A 12,928-nucleotide genomic window follows, 5' to 3' on the forward strand; every position below is an offset into this window, starting at 1 on the left:
TTTTAAAGTTCAGCAGTGCTAAAATTAACTGTAAGAGAATTGTATGAGGTTGCAGACTGATTAGAACTGCTGGTTAGGGGTGGTTTAGATGAATCCGAAAATAGGTCTTGCACTTGGATCGGGCGGTTCAAGGGGATTTGCTCATCTTGGCGTTTTAAAGGTGCTGGAGCGCGAAAATATCTCAATTGATTATATCTCGGGCAGTAGTATGGGTTCTTTAGTCGGGGCATTATATAGTGCAGGACAATCTGTTGCTGATATGGAAAGAGTCGCAGAGACATTCAGAAGTAAATATTTTATGGATCTGACAGTTCCAAAAATGGGGTTTATCTCAGGAGAAAAATTCAGGCAGTTCATCAGATTGTTTACGCATCATAAAAATATAGAAGAGTTAAATATACCGCTCTCGATTATAGCGACTGATCTGATTAAAGCTGAAAAAGTGATTTTCACAAGCGGTCCGGTTGACCGTGCAGTGAGAGCAAGTACAGCGATACCTGGCATTTTTGTTCCGGAGAAGATTGACGGCAAATTACTCGTTGATGGCGGGGTCATTGACAGGGTGCCTGCTTCTGTAGCAAAAGAAATGGGAGCAGACATTGTGATTGGTGTGGACGTTTCCCAGGTAAAGAAAAATGCTGAAATTACAACGATTTATGATGTAATTATTCAGAGTATTGATATCCTGCAAACCGAAATTGTGCAGCTAAAAATGACGGGAGCAGATGTGTTAATTTCTCCACGCGTTGAAAAGTTCAGCAGTAAATCCTTTCAATATGCTAAAGAAATTATACACCTAGGTGAAGAGGCTGCTGAAGCGGCTTTACCAAGAATATTCGAGGAAATTGAACACTGGAAGGAGCTTCACAAACATGAATAAAAAAACGATGCTGACACTGACCATTATTATGCTCGTTTCAGTGTTTCTCAGCTTTTATTCGCTGCCTTATTATATACAAAAGCCGGGCAGCGCCTTTGCGCTTGATGATATCGTTGAGGTGACAGATGGGACTGACAGTGAAGGAGATTTCTCTTTAATGACTGTTTCACAGGTACAGGCAAACGTATTTGCCTATGCATGGGCATATTTTAGCGATTATCAGGAAATTTACCGAGTAGAAGAGGTCAGAAACCCGCATGAAAGTGAGGATGAGTATTCAGTCAGGCAGCTATATCTGATGGATAACTCAGCAGCTCATGCAATTGAAGTGGCATTCCGTGAAGCCGGAGCAGAGTTTGAATACCTTTATAATGGCATTTATATTCTTAATGTATTTCCGGGTATGCCGGCAGAGGATATTTTACAGGCTGGTGACAGGATCACACAGGTAGATGAGACTGCATTGGAATCATCAGAGCAATTTATTGAGTATGTATCTGAAAAGGAAGCTGGAGACGCAGTGACGATTGTCTATGAAAGAGATGGAGTAGAAAGATCAGATGACATTACACTCGAGACATTCCCTCAGAATAATAACCAGGTAGGAATGGGGATTTCCCTTGTTGATGATATTGATCTCGAAACAGATCCGGCAGTTAATATTGACTCAGGAGGCATCGGAGGTCCCTCAGCCGGACTGATGTACGCACTTGAGATATACGATCAGCTGGTAGAAGAAGACCTGACATCAGGAAAGCTGGTCGCCGGAACAGGCACGATCTCTTCAGAAGGCATTGTAGGAAGAATTGGCGGCATTGAACAGAAGGTAGTGGCAGCGGATAGACAGGGAATTGAAATATTCTTTGCACCGGACGATGAACTGCCTGAAGATGTGCTGAATGATAACCCTGACCTTCAGACAAATTATGAAGCGGCTTTACAGACTGCTGAAAATATTGGAACTGATATGGAGATCGTTCCAGTAAGAGAGTTTGAAGATGCGCTTGAATATTTGAATTCGTTATAACACAAAGAGCCTGAGACAAAAGTCTCAGGCTCTTCTTTATAAGGACTACTTATTTTATGATCACCGGGGGAGCAGTAAAATCCCTTGTAAGCATTATTTTACGTTTAGCAGGGTCAGAAAAGCCCATAGCATACGTTTTCGAAGCTCTGATATCAATCGCACACAGATCCTGGTGCTGCTGGTTCAGATTGCTGATAACCGGGAGCGTAAAATCCTTTTTATATTTATTAAGATATTCTTTCCCTTTTGCCGTCATACCAAGCATTCTTAAATACGCTGGCTGAGTATTTTGCTGAATTTCTTCCTTCGTTGTTTTAGTGATCAGATGTGTAAGCATTCTCTGGATTCTGGTCCAGGTATATCTTTTTGTTTTTACCGCCTGCATAAAAGATTCAAAGCATGTACTTCTCATAGCGGCATCGATTAACCTGTACTCAATACCTTCCTCCACCTCATAATAGGCTTTAAGGGTTGATGGGGATGAGGTCACCAGCATATGCTGCAGATATGGCCAGAAGTGATTCCAGTTTAGAAACTGGCCGTCTTCAGTGAAATCTTCCATCACGGTATATGATGAATGAGGCACATGCCGGACAATTTCTTGCAGTCCATCTTGAAAAATCTTTTTTCTGATAGAAGTAGCGCTTGAAATGAAAGATTTGTGCAGTGATTCATCATGGTAATCTGAAGAAGTTCTTTTAATCGTATAAGGCTTCATATTCGAATACCGGTGTACCGCAGTTATGTATTGATAACCAAGCATGTTATTTGGCCTGGCCAGATCAAGTTCAGATGAGTGGCTAAATAATAATCTATAACTTTCAGCCGCTGCTGCAGGATAACTTTTACCGAGCTTCATCTGTTCACGAATCGTATACTGTAAGTCTTCCTGATGTTTGTTTTCAAGGTTTAACTGATGAATAAATGGTTCGATTCTTCCATTTTCGCTTCCAAAACAGATTGAATCGCACCCCGCGGCATCAAGACATTTCACAGCACCTTCTGCAAAAATAGAAGCATGTTGAACAGCAAAATGGTATGGCAGCTCAAAAACGATATCAACACCTGAGCGCAGTGCCATTTCAGCACGGTCCTGTTTCGGACAGAGTGCAGGCTCACCTCTTTGAAGAAAATTCCCGCTCATCACAGCAATGACTACGTCACAATCAGTCACTTTTCGTGATTGTACGGCATGGAGATGGTGACCGTTGTGAAAAGGGTTATATTCAACTACAACTCCACAAGCCCTCATTTATCTCACTCCTTCAATAAAATCGTTTCGTAAAATGAACAATCCCTTTATATTTTAACTCATTTACGTTATAATAGGGTGTAGTTTAGACCGGAGATAGTAACCGGTCTTTTATTGTGCAGCCTAAAGCGTAAATACTTTCAGGTCAGTACTTTTAGTTGTAAAGAAAAAATCTTGACATTCCTTTATACAGGGAATATAATCTACTTTGTGCCTTGAGGTGATGACAAATGAAATGGTCAATCATTCAGCTGCAGAAATATCGCAATGAGGACTTCAAGATCGATGAAACGGCAGAAATGAATGAACTGACAGAACGGCACCGTGATATCAGACAGGTAGAACCTGTAAGAGTCACTGGACGCGGTGATATCAGCTCTTCAAAGATTACGTTTCACCTTCATATTGAAACAACACTGACTTTACCATGTGCGAGAACACTTGCAGATGTTAAGTACCCGGTTTCTCTTGATACTGTGGAAACTTTTATTTTGAATTCATCTTATATAGATGAGGAATTAAATGAAGAAGTACATGAGCCGGATGGTGAGGTTGTTAACCTCCGACCGGTAATCGAAGAGATCCTGCTGCTTCAGGTACCACTTCAGGTCTTTAGCGATAAAGCGCTTGAAGAAGAAGGTATGGACAGCGGAAACGGCTGGGAAGTGTTATCAGAAGAGGAACTTGAAGAAGCAAGAATAGAGGAGCAGCAGGAAGAACCTGCCGCAGATCCAAGGCTTGCTGATCTTGCGAAATTTTTCGACGAAAAAAAATAAACGTAAAAACTGGACCTCTGGTTCATTTTACAATCACTCTCTTTAAGGAGGTGGGAAACATGGCAGTACCATTTAGAAGAACATCGAAGACCGCTAAAAGAAAGCGTCGTACGCATTTCAAGTTATCTGTACCAGGTATGGTAGAGTGCTCTAACTGTGGAGAAATGAAGCTTTCTCACCGCGTGTGTAAAGCGTGCGGAACTTATAAAGGCAAAGAAGTAGTAGGCAAATAATGTCTTCTGCTGAAAACCTGCAACAGGGACCATGGCCCTTTGCAGGTTTTTTTGTCCAGAAATGTAAGTAAATCATTCAGCTCCTTAAAATCTCATGTTACAATTATTTGCAGACTTAAGGGAAAAGGGGACTGTTATGTATGGGGTATCAAATACACAAAAAAAATAACGTACTAGTTTTTACAATCACCAGACCCGATCGCAGAAATGCAGTTAACTATGAAGTAATGGATGGGCTGGACGAAGCAGTCACAAAAGCTGAACATGATGACAGTATAAAAATTTTAATGATTACAGGAGAAGGCACACAGGCCTTTTGTGCCGGTGGGGACCTTCAGGAATTCCACAGCTTAAAAACTCAGGCAGAATCCTACAGCATGCTGTCGAGGATGGGTGGTATTTTATACAGGCTGGCAATACTTGATAAAGTCACTGTTGCATTCATCAATGGCGCGGCTGTTGGCGGAGGCTGCGAAATTGCTTCAGCCTGTGATTACAGATTTGCACGTCCCGGAGTTAAGATGGGATTTGTACAGGGAAACCTCGCCATTACAACTGGCTGGGGAGGCGGGACACTGCTTTATGAACGACTTCCGGCAAACCAGGCTTTCCGTATATTAACGGAAGCGAATATTCTCACTGCTGATACATTATGTGAATTAGGATTTATTGATCAGCTGCTAAACGCAGAGTCTGCTGACGAACTAATTGAACTATTTGAACCTGTGATTAAAAAGACAGGACCAGTGTTATCAGCTTATAAAAAAATGCTCACAAGAAAATGGATTGCAAGTGATCTTAAAGAGCGGATGGAAAGTGAAATGTATGAGTGTTCTGTTTTATGGGAATCAGAAGACCATCATGAAGCAGTAGGCAGGTTTTTAAATAAATAAATTGACTGGAATAAAAAAATAGACATAAAAAATACGATTATCGTATTTTTTATGTCTATTTTTTTATGTTCATGCATAAGATATCAATAGATTCAGAAACTGCAGGTTAAAAGTTTACTATATGGACTGGGGGAGTCAGTATGACATTAAGACAGGATGGCTGGACATCGCGTGAAGATCAGTTATTAAAAGAAAAAGTGTTAACCCACATCGAACAGGGCAGTACACAGCTGAATGCATTTGAAGAAGTAGCGCTTGAGCTTAACAGAACACCGGCAGCATGCGGATTTCGCTGGAATTCATCTTTAAGGAAAGAATGCCAGAAGCAGATTTCTGAAGCGAAACGGTTGAGGTATGCGAAAAGAAGAGAAGAAGAAAAAAAGTCTGTTGAAAAAGTGAGTGACTGGAATGCTGAACAGCTGATTCAGAAGATGAATCACTGGATTTCAAGACTTGAACAAAACCAGCCGGCAGTTGATATGATGCAAAAAGCTGAGGATGCAGAAAAAGAACGGGAACGTCTGGAAAGAGATAATCAGTTTTTAAAAGAGCAGATTACAGAGTTAAAAGAAGACTACCATGCACTATTATATTTAATTGAAAAAGCGAGAAAGCTTGGAACAGATGACCATGACCGTTCTTCAAGCGTCTTTAAAATGGAACCGAATGGCAACCTTTTCAGAATGGATAAAAAAGCCGTGAATGAATCGACGGATCAGTTTTAACAAATAAAGAGGCTGGGTTTTACTCCAGCCTCTTTAACCGTTTTACTGTCCTTCAGGTGGAAACTTCACAGACTCGCCGGTATGAGCTTCTCTGCACCAATCGTTTGATATTAGTCTTGTTTAAAATATCAATTGTTGAATTTGCACCAAAAGTGATTCAATTACTCATGTACCTGTTCGGTAACACCTTCCGGATACCAGGCCATTGGATTCTCTCCTAAATCTCTTTCCAGATCATACGTTACACGTTCAAAGCCCATCTTCTCCCAGAACTCAGTAGAATTGACTCTCGGATTCGTTTTAATTGGCAGTCCGAAACCTTTGGCGAACTCTACCATTGCCTGACCGTAGCCTTTTTTCTGATAACCTGGCAGGACTTCTACTTTCCATAGCTCAAGGTAGTTCTGAGGCGGCTCAAAATACTGATCAAATCTTGCATCTCTTTTATACAGATTCATTCGTGCGACAAGCTTGTTTCCTAAGTAGATCCCGTAAAAAGGTGAATCACTGTCGTTTTCAACCATATTTGTTTCGAGCTCTTCTTTCATTGACAGCTCCTGTACGCCAACTTCCCGAAACTTATTAAACTCTTCAAGAGTTTTGTAATTAATTTTTAAATTCTCCACTTTAAAAGACATTCCGGACACTCCCTGTTTGTATAATGGCTTTCTTTTGTAACCGCTTTAATCGGTATTTACATATATTATAGCGCAACAGGTCAAAAAATTCTGCACATTTACTTAGAAAGCGTTTACAATAGAAGGTGGGGATGGAAAGTATATTTTGAAGAAGGGGGATTTTTGTGAGAAAAATACTCATAGCAAATCGCGGGGAAATTGCCCTCCGTATCATTAAAACGTGTAAAAAAATGAATATCAAAACAGTCGCAGTGTATTCTGAAGCTGATCAGGACCTGCCTTATGTGAAAGAAGCGGACACAGCCAAGCTAATTGGTCCGCCACCTGTAGCGCAGTCCTACTTACATATTGACCGGCTCCTTGAGATTGCTTCTGAAGAAAGCGTAGATGCGATTCACCCGGGATACGGTCTCCTGTCAGAGAACGCTGACTTTGCAGAGCGTGTAGAGAAAGAAGGCTTTATCTTTATTGGACCAGCATCTTCAGTGATGCGGAAAATGGGAGACAAAATAGAAGCCAGAAAAACAATGGTTGATGCAGGCGTTCCTGTTGTGCCGGGTTATGAGAGTGAAGACATGACACTCGAGGAAGCTCACAGAGAAGCTGCGAAAATCGGCTATCCCGTTATGTTAAAGGCGAGCAGCGGCGGTGGCGGTGTAGGAATGGTACTGTGTGAAAATGAACAAGCGCTCACTCAGCATTTTGAACCGACGATCAAACGCTCTCAGACCTACTTTGGGTCAGGAAAATTATTTATTGAAAAATATATTGCCAAAGCAAGGCATATTGAAGTGCAGATTTTTGGAAACTCATTCGGTGAGGTATTCCACCTGTTTGAACGGAACTGCTCGATCCAGAGAAGAAATCAAAAAGTCATTGAAGAGTCTCCATCTCCATCGCTTTCTGGACCGGCTAAAAATAAGCTGTACCATTTAGCTGTTCAGGCAGCAAAAGCAGTAGGCTATCAAAATGCAGGGACAATTGAATGTATTTTAGACACCGATGAAAATCCATATTTTCTTGAAATGAATACCAGACTGCAGGTAGAGCATCCCGTTACTGAGCAGATAACGGGTTTTGACCTGGTTGAGTGGCAGATTAAAACTGCATTTAACGAAGAACTGCCTGTAAAAACGCAGGAAGAGATCCAGTTGTCCGGACACTCAATCGAGTTCAGAATCTACGCGGAAGATCCGAAAACTTTTTATCCCTCTCCTGGAACATTGAAAGAAGTTCAATTTCCTGAAGGGGAAGGAATCAGGGTTGATATCGGGTATGAGGCTGAGAACAAAGTAACACCATATTATGATCCAATGATCGCTAAATTTATTATAACGGCTGATTCAAGACAGTCCTGTATTCAGGTGGCAAGACAGGCATTTGATTCAGTACATGTAGAGGGTGTAAAGACCAATATACCACTTCATAAAATTGTCCTGGATTCAGCTGAATTCATGGACGGGAAATACCACACTCAAACTTTAATGAATATAAAAGGAGAATGATGAAAATGACACAAATTACTTCAACAATGGCAGGAACAGTGCTGCAGGTACTCGTAAATACAGGTGATGATATTGAAAATGGTCAGGCAGTAATGATGCTTGAATCTATGAAAATGGAAATTCCGGTTGAGGCAGAAACAGCAGGTAAAGTAAGTGAAGTAAAAGTAAATGCAGGAGATTTCGTAAACGAAGGAGATACACTTCTGATTCTTGAATAAAACTTTTAGAAGGGAGATCTGAACATGCAATCTGAAACAATCCAGAGCAGGCTGAGAGAGGCCCGTGAAGAGATAAAAAAAGGCGGTAAGCCAAAATATCATGAAAAGCTGAAAGAGCAGGGTAAAATGTTTGCCCGCACAAGAATTGATCTGCTCGTTGATGAAGGATCATTTAAAGAAGATGCGATGTTTGCAAATTTCAATGCTGGTGACCTGCCGGCTGATGGTGTTGTCACTGGAACTGGCTTAGTAGATGGCAGGCCGGTGTGCATTATGGCGAATGATTCTACGATCAAAGCCGGCTCATGGGGTGCGAGAACGGTTGAAAAAATTATCAGAATCCAGGAAACAGCTGAGAAACTCCGCGTACCGCTTTTATACCTGGTAGATTCTGCCGGCGCCAGGATTACAGACCAGCTTGATATGTTTCCAAATCGCCGCGGGGCGGGGAGGATCTTTCATAATCAGGTCAGAATGTCAGGGTTTATCCCGCAGATCTGTTTATTATTCGGTCCCTCTGCTGCAGGTGGCGCCTATATTCCTGCTTTTTGTGATATCGTCATCATGGTTGAGGGGAATGCCTCCATGTATCTCGGTTCGCCAAGAATGGCAGAGAAGGTGATTGGTGAAAAGGTTACACTCGAAGAAATGGGTGGTGCTAGAATGCACTGTACAGTGAGCGGATGCGGCGATGTACTGGCTCAAAATGAAGAGGAAGCCATTCAGCACGCAATTAAGTATTTGAGCTATTTCCCATCTAACTTTGAAGGGGAGGTACCTGTAAAAGAAGCAGCATCTGAACAGAGCAGCGAATCATTATCCGGACTCATTCCGCAAAACCAGAATGCACCGTTCAATATGTACGATGCAATCGACACATTAATCGATCAGGACAGCTTTTTTGAGATAAAGAAACTGTTTGCGCCTGAGTTGATTACGGGATTTGCACGTATGAACGGAAAGCCTGTAGGAATCATTGCGAATCAGCCAAAGGCAAAGGGCGGTGTATTATTTGTAGATTCAGCTGACAAAGGTGCAAAGTTTATTCAGCTTTGTGACGCTTTTAATATTCCGTTATTGTTCCTTGCTGATGTACCGGGCTTTATGATCGGCACAAAGGTGGAGCGTGCAGGTATTATCCGCCACGGTGCCAAACTGATATCTGCCATGAGCTCTGCAACAGTGCCTAAAATTTCAGTTGTTGTCAGAAAAGCTTATGGGGCGGGCCTTTATGCTATGGCAGGCCCTGCATTTGAGCCGGATTGCTGTATTGCCCTACCATCTGCACAAATTGCAGTCATGGGGCCTGAAGCAGCAGTCAATGCTGTTTACTCCAATAAAATTCAGGAGATTGAAGACCCAAAAGAAAAACTTGCATTTGTTCAGGCAAAGCATAAGGAGTATCAGGAAGAAATCGACCTGTACAGACTGGCATCTGAATTGATTATTGATGATATTGTAGAGCCGGATGAGCTGAGAGATGTACTGATCAGCCGCTTTGATTATTATTCAACAAAGCATATTCCTATGCCGCCTAAAAAACATCCGGTTTACCCTGTATAAACATTTACCGCCAGAATAAACGCTGGCGGTGTTTTTTTGAAAAAACATACGTTTTCCAATGCTTAATTTTGATAAAATAGTTAAAAAGGGGTGATCATGATACACATTCATATCATTGGAGCGGGATCGATTGGTCTTCTTTTTGCTCACCGCTTAAGCATGTGCGGTCATTCAATACATATTATTACACGAACAGCAGAACAGTCAGCGTTACTGGGTCAGCATGGAATTGTTAATCAGTCAGTGCAAAAAGTAACTGCAAGCCCGCTTGAACAGTCTCAATTTAACCAGGCAGATGCGGTATTAATTGCAGTGAAACAATATCATCTAGAGACGATCTTACCTGTTCTCACAGAAATTCCTGCATCAACACCACTTATTTTTTTACAAAATGGCATGTCACACCTCGAACATCTAACACGATTGCCTCATGAGCATATTTATGTCAGCACCGTTGAACATGGAGCTAAAAAGCTGAACGCTTATACAGTTCAGCATAACGGCGTCGGCTGGTGGCGTATAGCGTCTTATAAAGGTCAACGAGAAAATATAAATGCCATTTTGGCCTGTCATCACAATGATTTTCCAATTTCATATGATGAGGATTATCTGCGGCTATTAAGAGTGAAGTTGATTAAAAATTTGATGATCAACCCTTTAACGGCGCTGTTTCAGGTTAAAAATGGTGCGCTGGCTAAAAACCTGTACTTAAGGGAAATGATGGCGGCATTGTATGAAGAGCTTGCTGCTGTGTTTCCTGATGAAATTGCCTACTGCAGCTTTGATGACATCTTGGATCTTTGCAGAAAGACGTCTGAAAATGAGTCTTCAATGCTCTCGGATATTAAGGCAGGCCGTAAAACAGAGATTGAGTCATTAACGGGTTATGCAATCAAGGTCGCCGGGCTAAAAAAAGTAAAGCCGGTGATTCTCCCATTTTTAGAGCAAGGCATACTTGCGATTCAAATTGAAAGGGGATCAAATTAGTGGAGGCTGCAGCGATACTGTTCAGCATACTGATATATGCGCCTTACCTGATATACCTGATTGTTTTTATTACAGTAAAAAAAATATCTTCAAGGCACAGGACAGCAGTTTCAACCGGTATACATGCGACAAACCCGTTCCTGATCGGCTCAGTCTACTTTTTGATTCTGTTTATATGGGATCTCTCTGTATTCTGGCTGCTTTGTCTGATCATTGCAGTAATCGGCATTTTATCAGCATTTTACATAAGAAGTAAAAAAGATGATTTTACCTTTGCACATATCCTTAAAAGTACGTGGAGACTGTCTTTTTTAGTCTTTATACTGTTGCACATCTCATTAGTCATAGCCGGGACAGTACTTGCCATTTACGATTCAATCGTTTAACGAGCAATTTCCTTTCGGCTTTCGAAAGTCAGATGGTATACTGACAATGGACTAATGCGGATCAAAGGAGATTTTAACAATGCTCGTAAAACAAATGGACCTTCCGGCTATTCAGCCTTTTGCGTCAGCATATATAAAAGAAAGTAATCAGGCGATGAAACATTTCCATTATTCATACCGCGGGGATTTTGACAGAAGACTGAAAGATCTTGACCAGCGGACGTTTATGCGTAATGAGCTGACTGCCTGTATCGAAAAATATATGGATGGCTTACCGTCATCTGATCAGACGATCGTTTCTCTATCTGCTTTAAGGGAAGACGGAGTGGCAGTTGTCGGAGGTCAGCAGGCCGGACTACTGACGGGACCGCTTTATTCAATACATAAGGTTATCTCAATCATTAAGCTTGCAGAGCAGCAAACAGCTGAGCTTGGCAGAAAGGTCATCCCGATCTTCTGGATTGCAGGAGAGGATCATGATTTTCTTGAGATTAATCACGTTTATACAGAGGCGGAGGGGAAACTGAAAAAGAAAGGTTACCCTGAAAGAGTACTTACTAAAAAAATGGCTACTGATATTCAGTATGACCCTTCTCGGATGAAGCGCTGGATTGATGAGATTCTTGCTGAATTTGGTGAAACTCATTATACTGCCGGCTTAAGAGAGAAGCTGTATCAGGCTGCTGAAGAAAATACAAATATCTCAAAAATGTTTGCATGGCTTGTCATGGACCTGTTCAAGGAATCGGGTTTACTGGTGCTCGATGCTGCGGATCCCAATTTAAGAAAGCTTGAATCTGCCTTTTTCAAACAGCTGATTGAACAGCATGCCGTCATTAATCAGTCAGTTTTAGCTCAACAGGAAGTGCTTAAAAGTGACGGTTTCAAACCAATGATAGAACTTGAGAGGGACGCATCAAATCTATTTATCAGAGTAGATGAGGAAAGGCAGCTTCTTTTTTATAAAGATGATGCTTTTTATGATAAAGCCGGCCGTACGTATTCAATGAGTGATTTATTGAATGAAGCTGAAAGTCATCCTGAAAACCTCAGTAATAATGTGGTAACGCGCCCATTAATGCAGGAATGGCTCATTCCAACGCTTGCATTCATTGGTGGACCAGGGGAGATCGCTTATTGGGCTGAACTGAAAACCGCTTTTGAAAAAGCAGGTTTCAGTATGCCGCCGGTTGTGCCAAGACTGACTTATACAATTGTTGAAAGAAACATTGAGCAGGATGCGAAAGAACTCGATCTTAGTCTCAATAAAGTTATTGCAGAAGGGGCAGATAACGAAAGAACTGCTTTTTGGGAAGCAGTAAAAGACCAGTCTCTGAAATCAGTTATTGATGAAACAGAAAAACAGCTGACAAGACAATATGATGAAATTAAGCAGCTCTCTGAGAAATATGACCCGAACTTTAATCAGATCGTAGAAAAAAACCTGAACTTTCATTTAAAGCAGCTTTCCTATCTGCAGATGAAATCAGATGATGCACTTAAGCTGAAGCACCAGACTGTGCTCAGAAAATTTGACCGGGTGGAAAATGCACTTAGACCAGGAGGACCTCAGGAAAGAATCTGGAACATTTATTATTATATGAACCGGTATGGGGATTCTTTTATCAAAGACTTACTTGATGCAGAAATCTCATTTAATCATCAGCATAACATCGTTTATATTTGATCAGAAAAAGTCCGTTCAGATGAAAAAATCTGAACGGACTTTTTCTATTTTGAAATAAGTGAAACATAAATATCATCAGTTGTTTTTAGAAAATTCATTCACTTTGAACTTTTTATTATTACAGTTGTGTTAGAATATGAGAAACGAGTGGTACAAAG

The 12,928-nt window shown here is 41.2% G+C and carries 14 protein-coding genes; 12 read left to right on the plus strand and 2 right to left on the minus strand.

The genetic code is table 11. The features are described 5' to 3' along the window. The first annotated feature begins 88 nt into the window (after positions 1–88). Together DH10bf12_RS11460 and DH10bf12_RS11465 are read left to right on the plus strand one after the other, a co-directional pair. Positions 89–880, plus strand: a complete 792-nt coding sequence (locus tag DH10bf12_RS11460) for a patatin-like phospholipase family protein (RefSeq protein WP_471735418.1) — start codon at positions 89–91, stop codon at positions 878–880. Then, positions 873–1,907, plus strand: coding sequence for a SepM family pheromone-processing serine protease (locus DH10bf12_RS11465; RefSeq protein WP_471735419.1), 1,035 nt, complete (start codon positions 873–875; stop codon positions 1,905–1,907). Before DH10bf12_RS11460 ends, DH10bf12_RS11465 begins: the two co-directional genes overlap by 8 nt. A 49-nt stretch (positions 1,908–1,956) precedes the next feature. On the opposite strand, the gene DH10bf12_RS11470 is transcribed toward DH10bf12_RS11465, so the two are convergent. Beyond that, positions 1,957–3,159, minus strand: a complete 1,203-nt coding sequence (locus DH10bf12_RS11470; protein WP_471735420.1) for a nucleotidyltransferase — start codon at positions 3,157–3,159, stop codon at positions 1,957–1,959. Between the two features lie 230 nt (positions 3,160–3,389). Here DH10bf12_RS11470 and DH10bf12_RS11475 point away from each other — a divergent pair, with 230 nt between their 5' ends. From DH10bf12_RS11475 to DH10bf12_RS11490, 4 genes are all read left to right on the plus strand, one after another. Beyond that, positions 3,390–3,935, plus strand: coding sequence for a YceD family protein (locus DH10bf12_RS11475; RefSeq protein ID WP_471735421.1), 546 nt, complete (start codon positions 3,390–3,392; stop codon positions 3,933–3,935). A 59-nt stretch (positions 3,936–3,994) separates the two neighbouring features. Then, positions 3,995–4,168 (plus strand): 50S ribosomal protein L32, encoded by a 174-nt coding sequence (rpmF, locus tag DH10bf12_RS11480; protein ID WP_039808711.1) that lies wholly within the window; start codon positions 3,995–3,997, stop codon positions 4,166–4,168. A 140-nt stretch (positions 4,169–4,308) separates the two neighbouring features. Next, a complete protein-coding gene (locus DH10bf12_RS11485) occupies positions 4,309–5,061 on the plus strand; it encodes an enoyl-CoA hydratase/isomerase family protein (RefSeq protein ID WP_471735422.1) in 753 nt (250 codons plus the stop codon). 140 nt (positions 5,062–5,201) lie between these two features. After that, a complete protein-coding gene (locus DH10bf12_RS11490) occupies positions 5,202–5,786 on the plus strand; it encodes an RsfA family transcriptional regulator (protein WP_471735423.1) in 585 nt (194 codons plus the stop codon). Positions 5,787–5,947: 161 nt separating this feature from the next. Here the strand turns inward: DH10bf12_RS11490 and DH10bf12_RS11495 are convergent, their stop codons facing one another. Next, on the minus strand, positions 5,948–6,424 hold the full coding sequence (locus DH10bf12_RS11495) for an N-acetyltransferase (protein ID WP_471735424.1): 477 nt from the start codon (positions 6,422–6,424) through the stop codon (positions 5,948–5,950). Between the two features lie 164 nt (positions 6,425–6,588). Between DH10bf12_RS11495 and DH10bf12_RS11500 the strand changes: the two genes are divergently transcribed. From DH10bf12_RS11500 to bshC, 6 genes are all read left to right on the plus strand, one after another. Then, positions 6,589–7,929: an acetyl-CoA carboxylase biotin carboxylase subunit gene (locus tag DH10bf12_RS11500; RefSeq protein WP_471735425.1), complete on the plus strand. Its 1,341-nt coding sequence runs from the start codon at positions 6,589–6,591 to the stop codon at positions 7,927–7,929. A 5-nt stretch (positions 7,930–7,934) separates the two neighbouring features. Beyond that, positions 7,935–8,147: an acetyl-CoA carboxylase biotin carboxyl carrier protein subunit gene (locus DH10bf12_RS11505; protein ID WP_471735426.1), complete on the plus strand. Its 213-nt coding sequence runs from the start codon at positions 7,935–7,937 to the stop codon at positions 8,145–8,147. Between the two features lie 24 nt (positions 8,148–8,171). Further along, positions 8,172–9,710: an acyl-CoA carboxylase subunit beta gene (locus DH10bf12_RS11510; RefSeq protein ID WP_471735427.1), complete on the plus strand. Its 1,539-nt coding sequence runs from the start codon at positions 8,172–8,174 to the stop codon at positions 9,708–9,710. A gap of 96 nt (positions 9,711–9,806) precedes the next feature. Next, positions 9,807–10,697: a ketopantoate reductase family protein gene (locus DH10bf12_RS11515; protein ID WP_471735428.1), complete on the plus strand. Its 891-nt coding sequence runs from the start codon at positions 9,807–9,809 to the stop codon at positions 10,695–10,697. Beyond that, the gene (locus DH10bf12_RS11520) at positions 10,697–11,083 is read left to right on the plus strand and encodes a DUF3397 family protein (RefSeq protein ID WP_471735429.1); all 387 of its coding nucleotides are present in this window, start codon (positions 10,697–10,699) and stop codon (positions 11,081–11,083) included. Before DH10bf12_RS11515 ends, DH10bf12_RS11520 begins: the two co-directional genes overlap by 1 nt. 79 nt (positions 11,084–11,162) lie before the next feature. After that, positions 11,163–12,770 carry a bacillithiol biosynthesis cysteine-adding enzyme BshC gene (bshC, locus tag DH10bf12_RS11525; protein WP_471735430.1) on the plus strand — a complete coding sequence of 536 codons (1,608 nt, stop codon included), beginning with the start codon at positions 11,163–11,165 and terminating at the stop codon, positions 12,768–12,770. The last annotated feature ends 158 nt before the right edge of the window (positions 12,771–12,928 follow it).

It is taken from the genome of Jeotgalibacillus sp. 10bf12, from assembly GCF_055597105.1.

What these genes read in the sequence shown, in the direction of transcription:
- DH10bf12_RS11505 (WP_471735426.1), top strand. Translation starts at nt 7,935, where the DNA reads ATGACACAAATTACTTCAACAATGGCAGGAACAGTGCTGCAGGTACTC.
- DH10bf12_RS11470 (WP_471735420.1), bottom strand. Translation starts at nt 3,159, where the DNA reads ATGAGGGCTTGTGGAGTTGTAGTTGAATATAACCCTTTTCACAACGGT.
- bshC (WP_471735430.1), top strand. Translation starts at nt 11,163, where the DNA reads ATGCTCGTAAAACAAATGGACCTTCCGGCTATTCAGCCTTTTGCGTCA.
- DH10bf12_RS11475 (WP_471735421.1), top strand. Translation starts at nt 3,390, where the DNA reads ATGAAATGGTCAATCATTCAGCTGCAGAAATATCGCAATGAGGACTTC.
- DH10bf12_RS11485 (WP_471735422.1), top strand. Translation starts at nt 4,309, where the DNA reads ATGGGGTATCAAATACACAAAAAAAATAACGTACTAGTTTTTACAATC.
- DH10bf12_RS11490 (WP_471735423.1), top strand. Translation starts at nt 5,202, where the DNA reads ATGACATTAAGACAGGATGGCTGGACATCGCGTGAAGATCAGTTATTA.
- DH10bf12_RS11460 (WP_471735418.1), top strand. Translation starts at nt 89, where the DNA reads ATGAATCCGAAAATAGGTCTTGCACTTGGATCGGGCGGTTCAAGGGGA.
- rpmF (WP_039808711.1), top strand. Translation starts at nt 3,995, where the DNA reads ATGGCAGTACCATTTAGAAGAACATCGAAGACCGCTAAAAGAAAGCGT.
- DH10bf12_RS11495 (WP_471735424.1), bottom strand. Translation starts at nt 6,424, where the DNA reads ATGTCTTTTAAAGTGGAGAATTTAAAAATTAATTACAAAACTCTTGAA.
- DH10bf12_RS11465 (WP_471735419.1), top strand. Translation starts at nt 873, where the DNA reads ATGAATAAAAAAACGATGCTGACACTGACCATTATTATGCTCGTTTCA.
- DH10bf12_RS11515 (WP_471735428.1), top strand. Translation starts at nt 9,807, where the DNA reads ATGATACACATTCATATCATTGGAGCGGGATCGATTGGTCTTCTTTTT.
- DH10bf12_RS11510 (WP_471735427.1), top strand. Translation starts at nt 8,172, where the DNA reads ATGCAATCTGAAACAATCCAGAGCAGGCTGAGAGAGGCCCGTGAAGAG.